Here is a 21,830-nt window from a genome sequence, read left to right as displayed (position 1 = left end):
CAATTAGGGGAGCGCCATGCTGACGAACCGCGATATCGAAGAGTTGACGCAGTTTCGCAGGGCGCTCCACCAATACCCCGAGATTTCGGGCGAGGAAGTGGAAACCGCCCGGACCATCGCGGCGGAACTGGAAAAGCTCGCGCCTACGCGCATCCTCACCGGCCTTGGCGGGCATGGGGTAGCGGCGGTTTTCGACAGCGGCAGCCCCGGCCCCACGGTGCTTTTCCGCGCGGAACTCGACGCCCTGCCAATCCCCGAGGAACATGACATTCCTTGGGTCTCCAAAGTGCCGGGCAAGTCCCATGTCTGCGGCCACGACGGCCATATGACCATGCTCTTGGCGCTCGGCCGGATGATGGCGCGCCGCCCCGTCGCAAAGGGCCGCGTGGTGCTGATGTTCCAACCCGCCGAGGAGGATGGCAGCGGCGCGCGGGCGGTGGTGAACGACCCCAGCTATGCCGAGATCGCCGCCGATTACGCCTTTGCCATCCATGTCGAGCCGGGCCGCCCCTTTGGCCATGTCGACACCGCGCCCGCGCTGATCAACTGCGCCTCGAAGGGCATCTCCGTCACCCTGCACGGCAAGACCGCCCATGCCGCCAGCCCCGAAGACGGCACCTCCCCTGCGCCTGCGCTGGCCGAATTGATCCCGGCGCTGCAAGCGCTCGGCCCCGGCGGGCCGCTTGATGATGACTTCCGCCTCGTCACCCTCACCCATCTGCGCATGGGTGAGCCGACCTTTGGCGTCGCCCCGGGCGAAGCGGCGCTCTACGCCACCCTGCGCAGCACCCGCGACGATGCGCTGGCCGAGATCGAAGCGGCCCTGCACGCCGAAGTCGCGCGCGTGACCGAGGCCCATGGTCTGACGGCAGCTTTCGCGGAATCCGACCATTTCGCCGCCTCCATCAACCACTCCGAAGCCTACGCGATCGCCGCCGCGGCGATGGACGCGCTTGGCGTGTCACACGGGCAGAAAAACCTGCCGATGCGCGCCTCCGAGGATTTCGGCCTGTTCGGGCGCGATGCCAAGGCCGCGATGCTCTGCCTCGGCCCCGGCGAGGGCTATGCCGCCCTGCACAACCCTGATTACGATTTCCCCGATGATCTGATCCCCGTGGGCGCCGGAATTTTTGAGCGGATCGCGCGGGATTTGCTCGGTTCCGCTTGACAGAAGCCCCCGCGGGCGCAGCTAAGGTCATGACGATCCCCCGCGCCGCTTGACGCTGCGGACGACTTGGCAAAGGCTGGCCCGCATGTTCCCGATCCGCGATCACAACCCCTCGGGCCGAACGCCCTTCGTCACCTATGCGCTGATGGCGCTCAACATCGGGGTGTTCCTGTCTTCCCTGTCGCTGATGGCGGATGAGCGGGCCTTGGCCGAGTTTTACTATAGCTACGCCCTGCTGCCCGCGCGGCTGAGCCATGGGGAGGGGTATTTCGGCCTCATCACCTCGCAATTCCTGCATGGCGGCTGGATGCATCTGGCGGGTAACATGCTGTTTTTGTGGATATTCGGCGACAATGTCGAGGATGAGATGGGCCATGGGCGCTATCTGCTGTTCTACCTTGCCTGCGGCATCGCCGCGGGTCTGGGCCAAGTCGTGACAGAACCGCTCTCATGGGTGCCCATGGTCGGAGCCTCGGGCGCGATCGCTGGGGTGATGGGGGGCTACCTGCTGCTCTTCCCCCGTGCCAAGGTCGACATTCTGGTGATCTTCATCGTGTTCTTCCGCATCTTCGCGATCCCGGCGTGGATCATGCTGGGCCTGTGGTTCGGCATGCAGTTCATCGGCGGGATTGGGGCCACACCGGGCACCGGCGGGGTGGCCTATTGGGCCCATGCGGGCGGGTTCATCGCGGGGCTGGTTCTAACCCTGCCGCTCTGGCTGCGGCGGGGCGGCTTTGCCTTTTGGCGGCAGACCCACGGCCATCCGCCCCATGCCGCCGCAGACTATGACCTGAGCGAAAGTCGCATTCCGAAAGTGAGACGCAAATGACCGAAACCTCCGAAACCCGCCGCGCCTCTTGCCACTGCGGGGCCGTGGTGATCGAAGCGCTGTTCCCGCGCGGTCTGGCCTCGGCCGCGCGCTGCACCTGCTCCTTTTGCTGCCGCCGCGCCGCCGCCACGGTAACGGCACCGGCCGAGACGGTGACCGTGTTGAAAGGGGCGGAGAACCTCACGCTCTACACTTGGGGCACGCATACCGCACAGCACTACTTCTGTAAGACCTGCGGCATCTACACCCACCACCGCCGCCGCTCGAACCCCGATGAATGCGGCGTGAACCTTGGTGCGATCGAAGGGGTCTTGCCTTGGGAGATGGAGCCGCTGCCCTATAGCGATGGCATTAACCACCCTTCGGACCGCGACCCCGGTTAGAGGCTGGAAATCACCCCCTGCATCCGGGCCAGCAGCCCCGGTTGCGGCGCGGCTTGTTCGCGGCGCTGCTCCACGCTTTCGTGCAACCGCTCGGACGGGTCCGCGCCCACCACCCGACGGCGGCGGGTCACCAGCATCTTGCCATAGCCGCGCCAGCGCCCGATGGAGGGCGCGGCGGGGTCTTGATCGAACCGCGTGGCCCAGCCTGCGGGCAGCGGCAGGCCGCTGTCCTCCATCCGCGACAGCAGCCAGACCAGCGGGATATTGGCCAAGGGGCGCGCGGCCTCATGCCCGCCCAACTGGCCGCCCACGTCGCCATGGGTGCCGGGGAACCAGACCTGTTCCAGCCGCCCGTCATAGCCCTCGGGCGTGGTCCATAGCACCGGGGCATAGGCGACGCGGGTCTCGTTCAGGGCCAGCGCCTGAAAGCCGTTCTTCACGTTGCGGCTGAGGTCATGGTTGTGGAACATATGCAGCGGCTGCGAGAACCGCCAGAACAGCGGCGCGTTGAGGCCCAGCGACTTGACCGTATCCCAAACGCCAATCGCCTCGATCTCGACCTCGGGGTGGCAGTTGGCGCGGGCAAAGAGTTCGCCCGCCTTGCTCAGATGATGCGCCTCATAATGGCGGTAAACATCGCGAATGTTACGCTCTGTCGCCACCTCGGCGCGCAGAAGCCCCACACGCTCGATCACCCCGGCGAGGGAGCGTACCGCATAGCCGCCGCGCGAATAGCCCAGCAGGAAAATCCGATCTCCGGGTCGGTAGCGCGAGGCGAGATATCCATAGGCGCGGCGGATTTGCCGGTTGATCCCGCGACCCAAGATCACATCCAAAGCGCTGCGCCAATCGCGCCATTGCAGCCCCGGCTCGTAATAGATCGACAGGGCGCTGCCCATCTCGCGGCAGAGGCCGTAGGCAATGCCCGCGTTGGTCTCGCGCCCCAGTTCGAGCGAGGACATGGTCCCATCAAGGATGATGACATGGGTCACAGCCCCCCGGCGCGGGCCGAAGTCGCTTTCAGGCCGCCGCCAGAACCGCCCGAAGAGCCGTTGGAACAGGGTTTTACTCGGCTGCGATTGCGGCACCTTGCAGCATCTCCCAGACCCGGTGCGGGGTAAACGGCATATCCGCCTGCCGCACGCCGCGTTCCCAAAGGGCATCCTGCACCGCATTCGACACCGCCGCCAAGGCGCCGACGGTGCCCGCCTCCCCGCAGCCCTTCATGCCCATGGCATTGGCGGTCGAGGGGACTGGTTCGGATGTGAAAGAGATCATTGGCAGGTCGGCGGCGCGGGGCATGGCGTAATCCATGAAGGTGGCGGTCAAAAGCTGGCCGTCCTCATCATAGACCACCCGCTCCTGCACCGCTTGGCCAATGCCCTGCGCCACCCCGCCATGGACCTGCCCCTCGGCCAGCATCGGGTTGATCAGATTGCCGAAATCATCGACCACCGTGTAGCGGTCGAGCGTCACCACCCCGGTCTCGGGGTCGATCACCACCTCGGCCACATGCGCCCCGTTGGGATAGCTGCGCCCCGGCAGGCTGGCGCGTTCGTGGTGACTCAGCAGATCGTCCCGACCCTTGGCGCGGGCCATCTCAGCCACCTCCAGCATGGTCGGGCTGATGTTCGACCCTTCCGCGCGAAAGCGTTCGTCGTCAAAAGTGATATCCGCAGCGGCAACGCCTAACTCTTCGGCCAGAAAGGCGGTGAAGACTTCGGTGATCGTCGCCACGGTGGCCAAGGTCGCCGTGTTCTGCGTGGTGACCGAGCGTGAGCCGCCGGTGCCGCCGCCCTTCTTGATCAGGTCGCTATCGCCCTGCACCACGTCGATCCGGTCGGCGGGGATGCCGGTCTGATCCGAGAGGAATTGGGCATAAACCGTCTCATGCCCCTGCCCGTTGCTTTGGGTGCCGACATAGATCGTAACGCGTCCATCCTCCTCAAAGACCACTTTGGCCCCTTCGGAAGGATCGCCCAAAATGCTCTCGATATAGTAACACAGCCCTTGCCCGCGCAGCAGGCCGCGTTTGGCATCCGCCGCCCGGCGCGCGGCAAAACCGTCGCGGTCGGCCTCTTGCCCCACCCGAGCCAGCAGCCGCGCGAAATCGCCCACGTCGTAAAGCTCGCCCGTGGCAGTGGTATAGGGGAATTGCTCAGGCTTGATGAAGTTGATCCGCCGTAACTCCCACGGATCGACGCCCAACTCTCGCGCCGCGCGGTCCATCAGCCGCTCCAGCACATAGATTGCCTCGGGCCGTCCGGCCCCACGATAGGCGTCGACCTGCACGGTGTTGGTGTAATAGCCCTCGACATGAAGATAGGTGTCTTGCACGTCATAGACGCCCATCAAGACCTTGGAGAAGAGCTGCGACTGGATCGGCTGGCCGAACTGGCTGTTATAAGCCCCAAGGTTGCAGCGCGTATCGACACGGTAGGCGGTGATCTTGTGGTTTTCGTCAAAGGCAAACTCGGCCCAAGACACCAGATCGCGCCCGCCGTTGTCGGTGAGCATGGCTTCGGTCCGCTCTGACATCCAGCGCACCGGACGGCCCAAGGCCCGCGCGGCTTGGGCGACGCAGAAATACTCCGGGTAGGTCATCGCCTTCATGCCGAACCCACCGCCCACATCGGGGTTGGTCACGCGCACCGCGTCTTCGGGCAGGCCGAAGGCTTTGGTCAGGAACCCTTTATGCGCCCAGACGCCCTGCCCGCCCAGCGCCACATGCAAGCGGCCCTCGGTCCATTCGGCATAGCAGCCGCGCGGCTCCATGGAGTTGACGATGATGCGGTTATCCCCCACCTTGAGCTTGACGCGATGGGCGGCTTTGGCGAAAGCCGCCTTGACCTTGGCCTCATCGCCCATATGCCAGTCAAAGGCGCGGTTGTCGGGAGCCTCTGCGTGCAGAGGCTCTCCCCCCGGGGCGACATCCATCTTGGCGGGCAGATCGTCAGCGTCGAAAAGGATCATCTCAGCCGCGTCGCGGGCCTGTTGCAAACTCTCGGCCACCACCAGCGCCACCGGCTCGCCCACATAGCGCACGCGGTCCTTGGCCAGCATCGGGCGCAGCGGCGCCGCCCCTTTGCTGCCATCACGGTTGTCGACGACCGTATGCGGCAGAGCGATATTCATTCCCGCCGCTTCCAGATCGGCGCAGGTCAGCACCAGATGCACGCCATCCGCCGCGCGGGCCTCATCTACGTCCAACTCAGTGATCACCCCATGGGCCACGGGCGCGCGGAAAAAGACGCCATACAGCGCCCCGGCGGGGGCGATATCATCGACATAGCGGCCCGCACCGGTCAGGAAGCGGTGGTCTTCCACCCGTTTGACCGGTTGGCTTTTCCCGAACTTTTCCATCTGACACCGCCCCTGCTGCCCTGCCTCTTTCAGCGCAACAGTAGCGGGCGCGCCGCCAGTGTCCAGAGGCTCAGGCCGCCTTGCGGGTGAGCGCGCCTTCAAGGCGTGAAACCAGCGTCACCCCTGCCAACCCATAGCCGTTGAAGGCGGTCGACATGGCGATGGAATAGGCCCCCATGCCGCCGAACAGGACGTAATCCCCGGTCTGCGCATCTTCGGGCAGCGGCAGGCCATCGGGCAGACGGTCCAGCGAATCGCAGGTCGGGCCGAAGACCACGCGCGGCTTGGCTGCCCCCTGACGCCGCGTGCCATCAGGGCCGACCACATCGACCAACCCCGAAAGCCCCATATCGCGCAGATCGGGCAGCCCGCCATAGATACCATCGTTCAGAAAGACGGTGCCCCCGTCGTTGCGCATCCCCTTGATGCGGGTGGCCAATACGGCGGCGTCAGCCACCATCGCCCGGCCCGGCTCACACAGCAGCGCAGGCGCATCCGCGCCAAAGCTCTCGGCCAGCGCCGTTTTGACCGCGGCGAAGACGGCCCGGTGGTCTGGCGCGTCAAATCCACGGTCCACCGCGAAGCCCCCGCCGATGTTCAACCGGTCGATCGAGACACCGGCCATGCGCAGAATATCAGCCGCCGCATGGACATATTGCACCCAAGCCTGCGGATCGTTGCACTGCGTGCCGGGGTGGAAACACATCGACGGCGTGAACCCCATCTCGACCACAGCGCGCAATAGCGCCGCCGCCTCTTCAGGGGCCGCGCCGAATTTCGAGCCGAAGTCATAGGCCGCGCCCTTGACCGGCAAGGCGAAGCGCACCGCCACCTCATTGTCGCGCGGCACGTCGCGCAGCTTGGCCAGTTCCGACATGTCGTCGACCGACCAGCTATAGACCCGCGCCGCGATCCCGGCCTCCACCTCGGAGGCCGAGCGCACGGGGTTGTTGTAATGCAGCACCGCCTGCGGGCAGACCGCCCGCACCGCCGCCATCTCTGGCGGGGAGGCGACATCGAAGGTGGTGATCCCCGCCGCGACAAGGTTCGACAGCACCTCCGCCCGGTCGTTGGCCTTGACCGCATAGGTCACCAGCCCGTCGAAATCCGCTTGAAACCGCCGCGCGGTCGCTTGCAGCACCGAAGGGGCCAAAAACAACACCGGCTTATCGGGGCTGTGTTTCGCCAAATAGTCTGCGGGAGTGTCGGAAAGGGGGGCGATATGCTGCATGGGGGCCTCTTCACTGCTTTTTCCCAGTGAAGCGCGGATTTCGGTCGATTCATCGTGTCATACCGCCTAAAGTGATGTGAACTTTGGGCAAATTGACGAAATGACAGAACAACTTGACGATACCGACCGCGCTTTGATCGCGGCGCTGCAATCCAACGCCCGCCAGCCGGTCGCCGATCTGGCGCGCGGCCTTGGCCTTGCCCGCACCACCGTTCAGGCCCGGCTGGAACGGTTGGAACGCTGCGGCGCCATCCTCGGCTATACGCTGCGTTTGGGCGAAGCGGCCCGCGCGCCGCTGCATGCCACTGCGCTGGTCAATATCGAGCTGCGCGCGGGCCCCGCGGTTTTAGCGCGGCTGCGCAGCCTGCCTGCGGTGCAGGTGGTGCACACGACCTCGGGACGCTTCGACTTGCTGGTGCAGATCGCGGCGCAGACCACGCAGGAGTTGGACGAGACCCTTGACCGCATCGGCGAGACCCGCGGCGTTAAGGGCAGCGAGAGCCTGATCCACCTCAGCACCAAGATCGACCGCAGCGGCTGAGCCCTGCCCCCGCGCCTCACCCCCTGTCAGGGGTCTTTCCCTTACCGCGCCAGAGCGCTAAACGGGGCGCAACAAAAGGGATCATGACCATGGCACTCGAAAAGACCTTCAACGCCGCCGAGGCGGAAAGCCGCATCTACGCCGATTGGGAGACCAAGGGCGCGTTCAAAGCGGGCGCGAATGCGCAGCGGGATGAGCATTTCTCGGTGATGATCCCGCCGCCGAATGTCACCGGCTCGCTGCACATGGGCCATGCGTTCAACAACACACTGCAAGATATCCTCGTGCGCTGGCACCGGATGCAGGGTTTCGACACCCTCTGGCAGCCCGGCCAAGACCACGCGGGCATCGCCACGCAGATGGTGGTGGAGCGGGAATTGGCCGCCACCGGCCAGCCCGGCCGCCGCGAGTTGGGCCGCGAGGCGTTTACCGCCAAGGTCTGGGAGCAAAAGCAGAAATCCGGCGGCACGATCATCGACCAGCTCCGCCGTCTGGGCGCCTCCTGCGACTGGTCGCGCAACGCTTTCACCATGTCCGGCGCGCCCGGTGCGCCCGAGGGTGAAGAAGGCAATTTCCACGATGCCGTCATTAAGGTCTTTGTGGACATGTACAACAAGGGGCTGATCTACCGCGGCAAGCGGCTGGTCAATTGGGACCCGCATTTTGAGACCGCGATCTCCGACCTCGAGGTCGAGAGCACCGAGGTCGACGGCCACATGTGGCATTTTAAATACCCGCTGGCGGGGGGTGAAACCTATACCTATGTCGAGCGCGACGAGGACGGCAACGTGCTCTTTGAGGAAGAGCGCGACTATATCTCCATCGCCACCACCCGGCCCGAGACCATGCTGGGCGACGGTGCCGTTGCAGTTCATCCATCGGATGAGCGTTACGCCTCAATCATCGGGAAACTCTGCGAAATTCCCGTCGGCCCGAAAGAGCAGCGCCGCCTCATCCCGATCATCACCGACGAATATCCGGACAAGAACTTCGGCTCGGGCGCGGTAAAGATCACCGGCGCGCATGACTTCAACGACTACGGCGTGGCCAAGCGCAACAACATCCCGCTTTACGCGCTGATGGACACCCAAGGCCGGATGCGCGCCGATGGCCTGCCCTACGATCAGGCCGCCGCGCGCGCGCAGGCCATGGCAGATGGTTCCGAAGCCGCGCCCGAGGACGCGACCGAGATCAACCTCGTGCCGGAAGCCTACCGCGGCCTCGACCGTTTTGAGGCCCGCAAGCGCGTGGTTGAGGACGTGACCGCCGAGGGCCTTGCCGTGATGACCGAGGCGACCGATCCCCGCCTTGGCCGCGCCGCCAAGAAAGCCCCCGTCGAGCCCGGTGAGGGCGGCGAGATGCGCACCGAGGAAGACAACCTCGTGCCGCTCGTAGAGGCCAAGAAGATCATGCAGCCCTTCGGCGACCGCTCCAAGGTGGTGATCGAGCCGATGCTGACCGACCAGTGGTTCGTCGCCACCGACAAGATCGTGCAGCCCGCCATCGACGCCGTGCGCTCGGGCGAAGTGACGATCCTGCCCGAACAGGACCGCAAGGTATATTTCCACTGGCTGGAGAACATCGAGCCGTGGTGTATCTCGCGCCAGCTCTGGTGGGGGCACCAGATTCCGGTTTGGTTCGACCACGAAGGCAATGAGTATTGCGCATCAACCAGCGAAGAAGCAGTTGCTCAGGTGAAGGCTCGCTTCGGCGACCACGTGGAGGTCGAACTGCGCGAAGGCACAAGTTCCTATGTCGAAAGCGGTGGAAAGCTTGTGTCCGTGGGTATCTACCGCGACCCCGATGTGCTCGACACATGGTTCTCCTCCGGGCTCTGGCCCATCGGCACGCTGGGCTGGCCCGAGCAGACGGCCGAGCTGGAAAAATACTTCCCGACCTCCGTGCTGGTCACCGGTTTCGACATCATCTTCTTCTGGGTCGCCCGGATGATGATGATGCAATATGCCGTGGTCGATCAGAAACCCTTCGACACCGTCTATGTCCACGCGCTGGTGCGTGATGAGAAGGGCAAGAAGATGTCGAAGTCCCTTGGCAATGTGCTCGACCCGCTGGAGCTGATCGACGACTACGGCGCTGACGCCGTGCGCTTCACCCTGACGTCGATGGCCGCCATGGGACGCGACCTGAAGCTCTCGACGCAGCGCATCGCGGGCTATCGCAACTTTGGCACCAAGCTGTGGAACGCGCACCGCTTCGCCGAGATGAACGGCGTGTTTGAGGCCATGCCCGCCGGGATGCCGCAGCCGACCGCCACGCTGAACAAGTGGATCGTGGGCGAGACCGCCCGCGTGCGCGAGGAAGTTGACGCCGCACTCGGCAACTTCCGCTTCAACGACGCGGCCAATGCGCTTTACGCCTTTGTCTGGGGCAAGGTCTGCGACTGGTATGTGGAGCTTTCCAAGCCGCTGTTGCAGGACGACGCGCCCGAGGCCGAGGAAACCCGGGCCACCATGGCCTGGGTGCTGGAGCAATGCCTGATCCTGCTGCATCCGATCATGCCCTTCATCACCGAGGAACTTTGGCAGACCACCGCCAAGCGCGAAGAGCTGCTGGCCCTCACCGATTGGCCCGCCTACACCACCGCCGATCTGCTCGATGCCGACGCGGACCGGGAGCTCAATTGGGTGATCGGCCTGATCGAGAGCATCCGCTCCGCCCGTCAGCAGATGCATGTGCCCGCCGGGCTGAAGGTGCCGATGCTGGTGACCGATATGGACGAGGCAGCACAAGGCGCATGGGACCGGAACGAGGTGATGATCAAGCGTCTGGCGCGGGTCGAGAGCCTTGAGCGGAGCGACAGCTTCCCGAAAGGCACCGTCTCGATCGCCGCCCCGGGGGCGAGCTTCGGCCTGCCCTTGGCCGGTCTCATCGACATTGATGCCGAGAAGGCGCGTCTGCAGAAATCGCTCGACAAGCTGGGCAAGGAGATCGGTGGGCTGAAGGGGCGTTTGAACAACCCCAAGTTCGCCGCCTCCGCGCCGGAAGAGGTCGTGGCCGAAGCGCAGGCGAATCTCGCGGCACGTCAGGAAGAGGCGGACCAATTGCAGGCCGCACTGGACCGGCTGGCGGAACTGGGCTGAGACCAACAAAGCCGGGCAGCGCCAGACCGCGGGATGGCGCTGCATAGGGGGCAGTTGGGCAGTTTATCTCTGCCGCGTTTATGCCAAGCTGACAGGAATGCACTTCGATTGCAAAAGCGCCAGCCCGGCCGGGCGGCCTGGCGCTGCCCGGCGGCCTTGCGGCCTTGATTCCGGGCTGTTGCGAGACAGGCAATCGGCGTGCAAGCCGGGGAGTGCCAGACCGCGGGGTGGCGCATCTGACGCGCCAGTTGGGCAGTTTATCCCCGCAGCACTTACGCCAAGCTCACAGGACGGCACTCCGATTGCAAAAGCGCCAGCCCGTTTGGGCGGTCTGGCGCTGCCCGGCGGCCTGCGGCCTTGATTCCGGGCTGTTTCGTTCAACGTGACCGGTTCGCAAGCCGGCTTACTTAAACACCGCGGGCCGCTTGCCGAATTCCGCCGCGATCACCTCCATCTGCTCGGGTTTACCCAGCAGCGCCGCCTGCTCACGCGACTCGGCCAAGAGCACATCCGCATCCGATGCGCCCGTCTCCGCATATCCGATCAACCGCTTCGCCGTGCGGATCGCATTCGGCCCTTTGCCCGCGATCACCTGCGCCAGTTCCAGCGCGGCCGCCTGCGGATCATCGGCGACTTCCGTCACCAACCCCCAACGCTCCGCCTGCGCGGCGTCCACCGGCGCGGCGGTATAGGTCAACCGCCGCAACACATCCGAGCGCACCAGACGCGGCAGCAGCACCATGCCGCCCATATCCGGCACGATGCCCCATTTCATCTCCATCACAGCGAGCTTCGTATCCGGCGCGGCAATCCGAATATCCGCCCCAAGCGCCAGTTGCATCCCGGCGCCGAAAACCACCCCATGCAGCGCCGCGATGACCGGGATTTCCAAACGGTGCCAAACCATCGACACCTCTTGCCATTTGTTCGTCGTGCCTTCGCCATGGCTGCGCGGCATGATCAACGCCTCGACATCCTGCCCCAGCATCCCCGAGAGCCCGCCAATATCAATGCCCGCACAAAAGCCTTTGCCCTCGCCCGAGAGCAGCACCACCCGGGCGTCCGAGGCCGCAACCTCCTGCCCTGCCGCGATGATCGCCTCGATCATCTCATCATCCACCGCGTTCATCTTGTCGGCGCGTGTGAGGGCCACATAGGCGATATGGTCTTCGATCCGGGTGGTGACGCGGGGCATGGCTGTTCTCCTGAATGTTTGGCGCAGTTCAGCGCAGATCATCGCGCGGCACCAGCAAAACGTGGCGGCAGGTGCTGCGGCACTTGCCCTCTCACGGGCCCGCCCCTACACCTTGGCGCATGACATATGCACGCCTCACCCCCCTCGCCGAACGCCTGCCCGCCAACGTCCCCTTCGTGGGCCCCGAAGCGCAAGAGCGCTCACTTGGCCGCCCGTTCAAAGCGCGGCTTGGCGCCAATGAAAACGTCTTTGGCCCCTCGCCCCGCGCCATCGCGGCCATGGCAGAGACCGAAATGTGGAAATACGGCGATTCCGAAAGCGTAGAGTTGCGCGCGGCGCTGGCCGAACTGCACGGCATCGCGCCCGAGAACATCATCGTCGGCGAAGGCATTGACGGGCTGCTGGGCTACCTCGTCCGTCTGCTGGTGGGCGAAGGTGATGCGGTGGTGACCTCCGAAGGCGCCTACCCTACCTTCAACTACCACGTCACGGGCTTCGGCGGCGTGCTGCACAAGGTGCCCTACCGCGACGATCACGAAGACCCGGCGGCGCTTTTCGCCAAGGCGGCGGAGGTGGACGCCAAGCTCGTCTACCTCGCCAATCCCGACAACCCGATGGGCACTTGGCATGAGGGCGCGGCACTGGCACGCGCGCTCGACGACCTGCCCCAAGGCAGCCTGCTATTGCTGGATGAAGCCTATATCGAATGCGCCCCTGAAGGCACCGCGCCCGAACTTACCGCCGAAGACCCACGGGTGATCCGGATGCGGACCTTCTCCAAAGCCTACGGCCTTGCCGGGGCGCGGATCGGCTATGCCATCGCCGCGCCCGAGTTGATCACCGCCTTTCACAAGGTCCGCAATCACTTTGGCCTGAACCGCGCGGCGCAGGCGGGGGCTTTGGCGGCGGTGCAGGATCAGAGCTACCTGAAAGAGGTTCAGACCAAGATCGCCGAGGCGCGCCGCCGGATCGCCCAAATCGCCGAAGAAAACGGGCTGAGCACCCTCCCCTCTGCCGCCAATTTCGTCGCGGTCGACTGTGGCCGCAATGGCGCTTTCGCGAAGGCGGTGCTCGACGCGCTGGTGGCGCGGGGGATCTTCGTGCGGATGCCCTTCGCTGCGCCGCAAAACCGCTGCATCCGCATCAGTTGCAGCACGGCGGAAGAACTGGATCACTTCGCCGCCGCCTTGCCCGAGGCTTTAGCCGACGCGCGCGGGGCTTAAGCCCCGCCGATCACCTCCGCCGCCGCTTGCAAGGCGCCCGGGCCGTGGTCGATCTTTAGCGCCGAAAGCCCGGCTTCGATCCCGCCAAGCAGCCCCATGATCATATGGCCGTTCACATGGCCCATATGGCCAAGGCGGAAGAACCCGTGCCACGCGGGCTCCCCCGGTAGGGCCATGCCCAGACCCACGCCCAGTGTGAGACCGAGATTGCCCTGCACCCAATCGCGCAAGTCGGTCGCATGGGGCGCTTGCAGCCGCAGCGCGGTGACGGCATGGCTGCGCAGGGCGCGGTCTTCGATGTTGAACCGCAGGCTGCCTTCCGCCGACCACGCCTCGCAGGCCGCCCAAACCGCACGGGCCAGCGTTTCATGGCGCTGCCAGACCTGCTCGATCCCCTCTTCATGGATGATGTCGAGGGCGGCGCGCAGGCCGTAGAGGTGATGCGTCGGCGCCGTGCCGCCGTGGTATTGATAAAACTCCTGCGCATGGGCGCGCGGCGACCAATCCCAATAGCGGCTCACGCGGGGCAGACGCGCACGGGCTTCCTCGGCCCGGTCGTTGAAAAAGACGAAGGCCATGCCCGGCGGCACCATCAGCCCCTTTTGCGAAGCGGTGACCATGACATCAACGCCCCAAGCGTCCATCTCAAAGCGCTCACAGCCCAATGACGCGATGCAATCGGCCATCAAGAGCGCGGGGTGGCCCGCCTCATCCAACAGGCGGCGCAGACCCGGCACATCGTTGCGGACCGAGCTTGAGGTGTCCACATGGACAGCCATCACCGCCTTGATCTGATGGCCGCTGTCGGCCTTCAAACGCTCGGCCACCTGCGCGAGATCGACAGGCGCGTTGCGGCCAAAGTCGAGGATATCCACCTCTGCCCCCGGCCCCGTTGCCATTTCGGCCCAGCCATGGCCGAAACGCCCCGTGGCCAGCACCAACACCCGGTCACCGGGGGCTATGACATTGCTCAGCGCGGCTTCCCAAGCGCCGTGGCCGTTGCTGATATACATCGCCACATGACGATCTGTACGCGCCACGCGCTTTAGGTCCGCGGCCAGCGCAGGCATCATCTCGACCAACTCGCCCTCATAGATATTGGGAGCCGCGCGGTGCATCGCGCTCAGCACCGCGTCGGGCATGACCGAGGGGCCGGGAATGGCGAGGTACGAACGACCGGGGGCGAGTTTATTCTGCTTTGTCATGATATTGGCTGCCGTTTTGAAAATGCGTGACCGGGGGACGGTCGGGCGCAGCTTACTGCCCGGCAGGCCGGGGTCAACACGCGATCGGACCTTAGGTAAGGTGCGCCCCCGCGCCACCCTTCCACGCGCGCAGGCCACCCCCTGCCCGCCTTGCCCGACCTGCGCGACGGCTTGCCCTGCCTGCGCGGCTTTCGTACACGGGATCCGACTGCCCAAAAGGATCAGGCACCGGTATGAATGATGACAGTTACACCTCCGCGCAGTTGATGCGCTGGCTTTGGCGGGACTATCTAAAGAAACACACCGGTCTGATGGCCATCGCGGTGCTCTTCATGATCATCGAAGGCTCGACCCTGGGCGTGCTGGCGAAACTGATGGAGCCGATGTTTGACCGCGTCTTCGTCGGCGGCGACCGCGGGGCGCTGGTCTGGGTCGGGCTGGTGCTGGTGGCGATCTTTGCGCTGCGGGCGCTCGCCACGGTGGTGCAAAAGGTGCTGCTGACCCGCGTGGCACAGCGCACGGCGGCGGATCTGCGCATCGACCTGCTTGACCGGATGATGCAGCAAGACGGTGCTTTCCACCAAAGCCACCCGCCCGGCTTTCTTGTCCAGCGCGTGCAATCGGATGTGAATGCGGTCAGCGATGTCTGGCGCGCGGTAATCACCGGCGCGGGGCGCGATCTGGTGGGGCTGGTGATCCTCATGGGCGTGGCCATCGCGATTGACCCGATCTGGGCGCTTCTGGCAATGGTCGGCGTGCCGCTGATGGTGCTGCCCGCCGCCATCGCCCAGCGTTTCGTCCGCGCCCGCTCGCGCGAGGCGCGGGATATCGGGGCCAGCCTCTCGACCCGGCTGGACGAGGTTTTCCACGGCATCGTGCAGATCAAGCTCAACGCGCTAGAGGACTACCAAGCCCGGCAATACCGCGAATTGACGCGCACCTTTATCCGCACCGAAGTCCGTGCCGCCTTTGGCAACTCCGCGATCCCGGCGATGATCGACATCATGTCGGGCATCGGCTTTATGGCCGTGATCGTCTATGGCGGGTCCGAGATCATCGCGGGCAATAAGACCATTGGCGAGTTCATGACCTTCTTCACCTCGCTGGGGTTCATGTTCTCCCCCCTGCGGCGTCTCGGGGCGATCAGCGGCCTATGGCAGATGGCCGCCGCCGCGCTAGAACGGATCAAGGAATTGCTCGACGCGCCCCTGCACCTGCGCAGCCCCGACAAAGCGCAGGCCGCGCCCGATGGCCCGCCCGATGTGACCCTGACGGATGTCTCGCTCTCCTATGGCGACACGAAGGTGTTGAACGGCTTGGACCTGACCGCGAAAGCGGGCCAGACGACCGCACTGGTCGGGGCCTCGGGGGCGGGGAAATCGACCATCTTCAACCTGCTCACCCGGCTGGTGGACCCGCAAAGCGGCAGCGTGCGGATCGGCGGGGTCGACACCAGCGCGATGACCATACCGGACCTGCGCGGCCTCTTCTCTGTCGTGACGCAGGAAGCGCTTTTGTTCGATGAAACACTGCGCGAGAACATCGTGCTGGGCCGAGAGAATGTCACCGACGAAGAGCTCGACCGGGTGCTGAAAGCCGCCCATGTGGCGGACTTCCTGCCGCAGTTGGAACAGGGGCTGGAAACCCGCGTCGGCCCACGCGGCTCAGCCCTGTCGGGCGGGCAGCGCCAGCGCGTGGTGATCGCCCGCGCCCTGCTGCGCGACACGCCGATCCTGCTTCTGGATGAGGCCACCAGCGCATTGGATGCGCAATCGGAACAGGTCGTGCAGGACGCGCTTGATCGCCTCGCCAAGGGCCGCACGACTATCGTCATCGCGCACCGGCTATCGACCATCCGCAGCGCGGATAAGATCGTGGTGATGGACCGGGGCCGCGTCACCGATGAGGGCACCCATGACGAGTTGATGGAGCGCGGCGGCATCTATGCCGACCTCTACCGCCTGCAATATCGCGACGGAAAGACCGTGTCGGATGCGCGCGGCCTCAGCGCCCTCTCCGCGAAGAAACGCCGCGAAAGGGCGCGCCAGCCCAATCTGCTCCAACGGATCGGGGCGGCGTTCTTTAACTGAATGCGCGGGGCGTGGGCAAACCCGCGCCCCTTTCACGAACGCCGGTAGCTTTCGGCGAGCGCCTCGGGGCTGGCCCCCATCGCATAGCGCGCCAGCGCCCAGAGGTTGCGCCCCCCGCGCCGCAGCCAGCCCTGACGGCGGTATTTCTCGGCACTGGTCACGGCGACCCCGTCCAGCCGGGTCAAGCGGCCGCGCAGGGCGCGGGCGAGCGCCACATCCTCCATCAGCGGCTGATCGGGATAGCCGCCCACCGCGTCATAAAGCGCGCGGGGCAACAGCAACCCCTGATCGCCATAGGGCAGGCCAAGACCGCTGCGCAGGTTCGCCCAGCCCGCCACCAAACGCGGCGCCAAACCCCGCTGATCGAAGCGCAGGCGGAACCACCCCGCCCCTTCGGCCCTGTGCGCCATGTGATCCTGCACCGCATCGCTCCAGCCCGAGGCCAGCACCGTGTCAGCGTGCAGCACCAAGAGCCATGCGCCCTGCGCTGCATCACACCCACGCCGCAACTGACCGCCCCGCGAGGGCGCGCCCGAGACGACCTCAGCCCCCCAGCCTTCGGCCAGCGCTCGCGTGCCATCCGTGGAGCCACCATCACTTAGGATCACCTCGCGGATCAACCCGGCCTGCAAGCCTTCGACGAGCGCGGCGAGGCAAGCGGGCAGCGCCGTGGCCGCGTTGAGGCTGGGAATGACGACAGAGATCGGCGCGCGCATGGTTGCCCCTTTTGGATGGCTTTGACAGGTTATATGTCATGGCCAGCAATCAAAGGACACCCGCATGACCCCGCGCCGCATTCTGCGCCTCTCCGGCCCCGACACCCGCGACTTTCTGCAAGGAATCGTGACCAATGATGTCGGCAAACTGGACAAAGGCCCGGTCTATGCTGCCCTGCTGACGCCGCAGGGCAAATATATGGCCGATTTCTTTCTGATCGCCGATGGCGAAGACGTTCTGCTCGACGTGGATGAGAGCCTTGGCGATATGCTGACCCAGCGGCTGTCGATGTACAAACTACGCGCGAAGGTAACGATCACCCCCAGCGATCTGCATCTGCACCGCGGCACCGGGCTTGCACCCGACGACGCCTTAGCCGATCCGCGGCATCCCGAAATGGGCTGGCGCGCCTATCGCGACACCCCGCAAACCGAGGACGCGACCGATTGGGACGCCCTGCGCGTGGCGCATCTGATCCCCGAGACGGGGATCGAACTCACCCCCGATACCTTTATCCTTGAGGCGGGGTTCGATCGGATCAAAGGGTTGGATTTCCGCAAAGGCTGCTATGTCGGCCAAGAGGTCACCGCCCGGATGAAGCACAAGACCGAGTTGCGCAAAGGGCTGACCCGGGTCGAGGTCAGCGGCAGCGCCGCCCCCGGCACGGCAATCACGGCAGAGGGGAAACCCGCGGGCACGCTCTACACCCAAGCGGGCGGTCAGGCTTTGGCGCATCTGCGGTTCGACCGCGCCAAAGGCCCGATGCAGGCCGAAGGTGCAGAGGTCACTTGGCCCGGCCCCGCGACCTGAGCACCGCGCGCCGCTGAAAGGCCCCCACGAAACAAAAAGCCCCGGCAAAACCGGGGCTGATCTCCTTTACCAAAAATGACGTCGCGTCAGGCGCGTTCGACATATTCCATGGTTTCCGTGTTCACGACGATGTCTTCGTCTTGGCCCACGAAGGGCGGCACGGTGATCTTCACACCGTTATCGAGCACGGCAGGCTTGAAGGAATTCGCCGCCGTTTGGCCCTTCACCACCGGCTCGGTCTCGGCCACTTTGCAGGTCACCTTCTGCGGCAGCGAGGCGTTCAGCGCCTCTTCCTCGTGATATTCGACCACGATCATCATGCCGTCCTGCAAGAAGGGGCGGCGCTCCCCCAAAAGCTCGGCAGGCAACTGCACCTGCTCATAGGTTTCAGTGTCCATCACCACCAGCATACCGTCGTCTTCATACAGAAATTGCTGGTCTTTTTGTTCCAAACGCACGCGCTCGACCTTATCGGCGGACCGGAAGCGTTCGTTCAATTTGGAGCCGTTGCGCAGGTTGCGCATCTCGACTTGGGCAAAGGCGCCGCCCTTGCCGGGCTTCACGTGATCGACCTTCACAGCCGCCCAGAGGCCACCGTTATGTTCAAGGACGTTTCCGGGGCGGATCTCGTTTCCGTTAATCTTGGGCATGTGACAAAACCACGACATAAGGTTGATGATATGATGTTCGGGTCTATATCGGGAGGGATGGTCCCCTGCAAGCAGGCGTTATTCTCTGCTGCCACACCAACTAGATATGCGCAAGCTGCATGGGAGATATGCTAAATAGAGGTATCCGAATCAAAAGATATCCGTCATAAGGGCCTCCACGCCCGAATGACAAGAGCAAGAATAATCGAAAGGACGACGAGATGAAAGATTTCGTTGATGGCACCGCTTTCAACAACGAGCAAGGCAACCGCGCACGCAAGCTCTTTGCTGCTGTGGTGCTAGCTGCTTTGGATGACGCAATTGCCGATGACAAGAAATATGGCAACGGCCCTGAACAGATCGCCCGCTGGGCCCGCTCGCGCGATGGCCGCGAGGTTCTGAGCTGTGCCGGTATCGACCCCAACGAGCGGGTCGTCGAAGGTCTGATGGAATTCGTCGGCAAAGGCGTGCGGACCTCCGTCGCCCTGTCGCGTGAAGAATCCGAGCGCCGCAATGCCGCGCTTCAGGCCGAAGCCGCCTAAGACATATTCGCCAAGCGGCGCAATTGACGCAGCCTTCGGGCTGCGTTTTTTTGCGTCTGCCCCTCGGCGATGGGCTTTCCCCTGCCTCTGATTTGCGCCAATTTGTGCGAAACCAAGGGCGAGCAGACATGACCAAAGCCATCATGATCCAAGGCACCGGCAGCAATGTCGGCAAGTCGATGATCGTCGCCGGATTGATCCGCGCCTGCACCCGGCGTGGCCTGCGTGTGCGCCCTTTCAAACCGCAGAACATGTCCAACAACGCCGCCGTCACCAAAGACGGGGGCGAGATTGGCCGCGCGCAGGCGTTGCAGGCCCGGGCGGCGGGCGTGGCCCCGCATACGGATATGAACCCGGTGCTGCTGAAACCCCAGAGCGCCACCGGCGCGCAGGTGGTGGTGCAGGGTAGAATTGCAGGCCAGCAAGAGGCGCGGGAATTTGGCAGCAACAAAGCCAGCCTGATGCCCGCAGTGCTGCAATCCTTTCACCGTTTGGCCGAAAGCTGCGACCTGATCGTGATCGAGGGTGCGGGCTCCCCGGCTGAGACGAACCTGCGGGCGGGCGACATCGCCAATATGGGCTTTGCCCGCGCCGCCGGCGTGTCGGTGGTGCTGATGGGCGACATCGACCGCGGCGGGGTGATCGCGCAGATCGTCGGCACACAGGCCGTGCTCTCCCCCGAGGATAACGCGCTGATCCGCGGCTTTGCGGTGAACAAATTCCGCGGTGACCGCAGCCTCTTTGACGCAGGGCGCGATGACATCGCTACGCGTACCGGCTGGCCGAGCCTTGGGGTGATCCCGTGGTTCGACGCCGCCCACCGCCTGCCCGCCGAAGACGTGATGGACCTGCCCGCCCGCGCCCGCTCAGGCGGGTCGGGCTGTGTTATCGCCGTGCCGCGCCTGCCCCGGATCGCCAATTTCGATGACCTTGATCCGCTGGCCGCCGAGCCGGGCGTCGACCTGCGGATGATCATGCCTGGCAGCCCCCTCCCCGCCGAGGCCGATCTGGTGCTGATGGTCGGCAGTAAATCCACGATTTCCGACCTCGAAGCCTTCCGGGCCGAGGGGTGGGACATCGACCTTGCCGCCCATATCCGGCGCGGTGGCCATGTGCTGGGGCTTTGCGGTGGCTATCAGATGCTGGGCAAGACCATCACCGATCCCGAGGGGATCGAAGGCCCGGCGGCGCGGGTGGCGGGGCTGGGGCATCTGGACGTGGAAACCACGATGGCCCCGTTGAAACAGCTGTCGGAAAAGGGCGGCCAGCACCCCGCCAGCGGCACCGCCCTCACTGGCTATGAGATCCATATCGGAGAAACCACCGGCCCCGATTGCGCCCGCGCGTGGCTGGCTTTCGACGGCACGCCCGAGGGCGCGGCCTCCCCTTCGGGCCGGGTGCAGGGGTGCTATATGCACGGGATCTTTAGCTCAGACGCCTTCCGCCGCGCCTATCTTGGCGGCTTCGGCGTCACCTCATCGCTGGATTTTGAAACCGGCGTGGAAGAGGCGCTGGACGCGCTGGCCGATCATGTCGAGACCTATATGGATGTCGACCTGTTCCTCTCCCTCGCGGCAGAGGTCTAGGCTGGAGAGCGCGCGGTCCTCCAGCCCAACGCTTAAAACTCGACGACCGCGCGGATCGATTCACCCTTGTGCATCAGATCGAAGCCTTCGTTGATCTGATCCAAAGTCAGTTTATGGGTGATCATCGGGTCGATCTCGATCTTGCCGCTCATGTACCAATCGACAATCTTCGGCACATCCGTGCGCCCCTTGGCCCCGCCAAAGGCGGTCCCGCGCCAAACCCGACCGGTGACCAGTTGGAAAGGCCGCGTCGAAATCTCGGCCCCCGCGGGTGCCACGCCGATGATGATGCTTTCCCCCCAGCCCTTATGCGCGCATTCCAGCGCGTCGCGCATGACTTTGGTGTTGCCGGTGGCGTCAAAGGAGTAATCGGCGCCGCCCTTGGTCAACTCGACCAGATGCCCCACCAGATCGCCGTCAACTTTCGAGGGGTTCACGAAATCGGTCATGCCAAAGTAACGCGCGGCCTCTTCCTTGTCGTCATTGAGGTCGACGCCCACGATCTGATCCGCCCCAGCCATGCGCAGGCCCTGAATGACGTTCAGACCGATGCCGCCCAGTCCAAAGACCACGCACCGCGCGCCCAACTCGACCTTGGCGGTGTTAATGACGGCACCGATGCCCGTGGTGACGCCACAGCCGATGTAGCAAATCTTGTCAAAAGGCGCGTCCTTGCGCACCTTGGCCAGCGCGATTTCGGGCACCACGGTGTGATTGGCGAAGGTCGAACAGCCCATGTAGTGGTGGATCGGCGTGCCATCCAGCATGGAGAAGCGGGTCGTGCCATCGGGCAGCTTGCCTTGGCCTTGGGTCACGCGGATCGCTTGGCACAGATTGGTCTTGCCGCTGAGGCAATACTCGCACTCCCGGCATTCTGGCGTGTAAAGCGGGATGACGTGATCGCCCGGCTCCAGTGTGGTCACACCCTCGCCCACTTCCAACACGACGCCCGCGCCCTCATGGCCGAGGATGGCGGGAAAGATGCCTTCGGGATCGTCGCCCGAACGGGTGAATTCATCGGTATGGCACAGACCGGTCGCCTTGATCTCGACCAAGACTTCGCCGCGTTTAGGCCCTTCGAGGTTCACCTCCATGATTTCAAGCGGTTTGCCGGCTTCAACGGCAACGGCGGCACGGGTTCTCATCATGGGTCTCTCCTTCGGGTGTGATCTCTGCCGCTTTATGGAGCACGCATG

The 21,830-nt window shown here is 64.6% G+C and carries 18 protein-coding genes; 10 read left to right on the top strand and 8 right to left on the bottom strand.

The genetic code is table 11. The features are described 5' to 3' along the window. Positions 1–16: 16 nt before the first annotated feature. The 3 genes from ACGYLD_RS00185 (at position 17) to ACGYLD_RS00175 (ending at position 2,380) form a co-directional block, all read left to right on the top strand. Complete coding sequence (locus tag ACGYLD_RS00185) at positions 17–1,168, top strand: amidohydrolase (protein ID WP_394400492.1); 1,152 nt, start codon at positions 17–19, stop codon at positions 1,166–1,168. Positions 1,169–1,253: 85 nt separating this feature from the next. Continuing rightward, positions 1,254–1,997, top strand: a complete 744-nt coding sequence (locus tag ACGYLD_RS00180) for a rhomboid family intramembrane serine protease (RefSeq protein ID WP_271689547.1) — start codon at positions 1,254–1,256, stop codon at positions 1,995–1,997. After that, positions 1,994–2,380 carry a GFA family protein gene (locus ACGYLD_RS00175; RefSeq protein ID WP_394400489.1) on the top strand — a complete coding sequence of 129 codons (387 nt, stop codon included), beginning with the start codon at positions 1,994–1,996 and terminating at the stop codon, positions 2,378–2,380. Before ACGYLD_RS00180 ends, ACGYLD_RS00175 begins: the two co-directional genes overlap by 4 nt. Here ACGYLD_RS00175 and ACGYLD_RS00170 read toward each other — a convergent pair. The 3 genes from ACGYLD_RS00170 to ACGYLD_RS00160 all read right to left on the bottom strand — a co-directional run bounded on the left by ACGYLD_RS00170 (position 2,377) and on the right by ACGYLD_RS00160 (position 6,974). After that, entirely contained in the window at positions 2,377–3,468 is a 1,092-nt protein-coding gene (locus tag ACGYLD_RS00170; RefSeq protein ID WP_394400486.1) for a DUF2235 domain-containing protein, read from the bottom strand. The genes ACGYLD_RS00175 and ACGYLD_RS00170 overlap by 4 nt on opposite strands. Continuing rightward, positions 3,446–5,743: a xanthine dehydrogenase family protein molybdopterin-binding subunit gene (locus ACGYLD_RS00165; RefSeq protein ID WP_394400483.1), complete on the bottom strand. Its 2,298-nt coding sequence runs from the start codon at positions 5,741–5,743 to the stop codon at positions 3,446–3,448. Before ACGYLD_RS00165 ends, ACGYLD_RS00170 begins: the two co-directional genes overlap by 23 nt. A gap of 70 nt (positions 5,744–5,813) precedes the next feature. Continuing rightward, the gene (locus ACGYLD_RS00160; RefSeq protein ID WP_394400480.1) at positions 5,814–6,974 is read right to left on the bottom strand and encodes a type III PLP-dependent enzyme; all 1,161 of its coding nucleotides are present in this window, start codon (positions 6,972–6,974) and stop codon (positions 5,814–5,816) included. 100 nt (positions 6,975–7,074) lie between these two features. Between ACGYLD_RS00160 and ACGYLD_RS00155 the strand changes: the two genes are divergently transcribed. Continuing rightward, positions 7,075–7,515 (top strand): Lrp/AsnC family transcriptional regulator, encoded by a 441-nt coding sequence (locus ACGYLD_RS00155; RefSeq protein WP_271691772.1) that lies wholly within the window; start codon positions 7,075–7,077, stop codon positions 7,513–7,515. Between the two features lie 89 nt (positions 7,516–7,604). Beyond that, positions 7,605–10,616 (top strand): valine--tRNA ligase, encoded by a 3,012-nt coding sequence (locus ACGYLD_RS00150; RefSeq protein WP_394400477.1) that lies wholly within the window; start codon positions 7,605–7,607, stop codon positions 10,614–10,616. Positions 10,617–11,019: 403 nt separating this feature from the next. Here the strand turns inward: ACGYLD_RS00150 and ACGYLD_RS00145 are convergent, their stop codons facing one another. Then, positions 11,020–11,811: a crotonase/enoyl-CoA hydratase family protein gene (locus ACGYLD_RS00145; protein ID WP_271691774.1), complete on the bottom strand. Its 792-nt coding sequence runs from the start codon at positions 11,809–11,811 to the stop codon at positions 11,020–11,022. Between the two features lie 119 nt (positions 11,812–11,930). Here ACGYLD_RS00145 and ACGYLD_RS00140 point away from each other — a divergent pair, with 119 nt between their 5' ends. Further along, positions 11,931–13,034, top strand: a complete 1,104-nt coding sequence (locus ACGYLD_RS00140; protein ID WP_271691775.1) for a pyridoxal phosphate-dependent aminotransferase — start codon at positions 11,931–11,933, stop codon at positions 13,032–13,034. Here the strand turns inward: ACGYLD_RS00140 and ACGYLD_RS00135 are convergent. Next, positions 13,031–14,239 carry a pyridoxal-phosphate-dependent aminotransferase family protein gene (locus tag ACGYLD_RS00135; protein ID WP_394400474.1) on the bottom strand — a complete coding sequence of 403 codons (1,209 nt, stop codon included), beginning with the start codon at positions 14,237–14,239 and terminating at the stop codon, positions 13,031–13,033. The genes ACGYLD_RS00140 and ACGYLD_RS00135 overlap by 4 nt on opposite strands. A gap of 233 nt (positions 14,240–14,472) precedes the next feature. Here ACGYLD_RS00135 and ACGYLD_RS00130 point away from each other — a divergent pair, with 233 nt between their 5' ends. Continuing rightward, complete coding sequence (locus tag ACGYLD_RS00130; RefSeq protein ID WP_271691777.1) at positions 14,473–16,329, top strand: ABC transporter ATP-binding protein; 1,857 nt, start codon at positions 14,473–14,475, stop codon at positions 16,327–16,329. A 32-nt stretch (positions 16,330–16,361) separates the two neighbouring features. Here ACGYLD_RS00130 and ACGYLD_RS00125 read toward each other — a convergent pair whose 3' ends face one another. Next, positions 16,362–17,045, bottom strand: coding sequence for a TIGR04283 family arsenosugar biosynthesis glycosyltransferase (locus ACGYLD_RS00125; protein WP_271691778.1), 684 nt, complete (start codon positions 17,043–17,045; stop codon positions 16,362–16,364). A 64-nt stretch (positions 17,046–17,109) separates the two neighbouring features. On the opposite strand from ACGYLD_RS00125, the gene ACGYLD_RS00120 reads away from it, so the two are divergent. Continuing rightward, positions 17,110–17,856, top strand: a complete 747-nt coding sequence (locus ACGYLD_RS00120) for a folate-binding protein YgfZ (protein WP_271691779.1) — start codon at positions 17,110–17,112, stop codon at positions 17,854–17,856. An 86-nt stretch (positions 17,857–17,942) separates the two neighbouring features. On the opposite strand, the gene efp is transcribed toward ACGYLD_RS00120, so the two are convergent. Next, the gene (efp, locus tag ACGYLD_RS00115; protein WP_067265157.1) at positions 17,943–18,506 is read right to left on the bottom strand and encodes an elongation factor P; all 564 of its coding nucleotides are present in this window, start codon (positions 18,504–18,506) and stop codon (positions 17,943–17,945) included. A 221-nt stretch (positions 18,507–18,727) separates the two neighbouring features. Between efp and ACGYLD_RS00110 the strand changes: the two genes are divergently transcribed. Then, the gene (locus tag ACGYLD_RS00110) at positions 18,728–19,048 is read left to right on the top strand and encodes a DUF6280 family protein (RefSeq protein ID WP_007120494.1); all 321 of its coding nucleotides are present in this window, start codon (positions 18,728–18,730) and stop codon (positions 19,046–19,048) included. A gap of 128 nt (positions 19,049–19,176) precedes the next feature. Then, on the top strand, positions 19,177–20,634 hold the full coding sequence (locus ACGYLD_RS00105) for a cobyric acid synthase (protein WP_394400469.1): 1,458 nt from the start codon (positions 19,177–19,179) through the stop codon (positions 20,632–20,634). Positions 20,635–20,666: 32 nt separating this feature from the next. Here ACGYLD_RS00105 and ACGYLD_RS00100 read toward each other — a convergent pair whose 3' ends face one another. Further along, positions 20,667–21,779 carry an S-(hydroxymethyl)glutathione dehydrogenase/class III alcohol dehydrogenase gene (locus ACGYLD_RS00100; RefSeq protein ID WP_271693838.1) on the bottom strand — a complete coding sequence of 371 codons (1,113 nt, stop codon included), beginning with the start codon at positions 21,777–21,779 and terminating at the stop codon, positions 20,667–20,669. Positions 21,780–21,830 lie beyond the last annotated feature (51 nt).

The organism is Sulfitobacter sp. 1A12056, assembly GCF_043558125.1.
GTDB lineage: Bacteria > Pseudomonadota > Alphaproteobacteria > Rhodobacterales > Rhodobacteraceae > Sulfitobacter > Sulfitobacter faviae.
The sequence above is the reverse complement of the archived record's forward strand: the minus strand, read 5'-3'. Positions and strand labels throughout refer to the sequence as shown.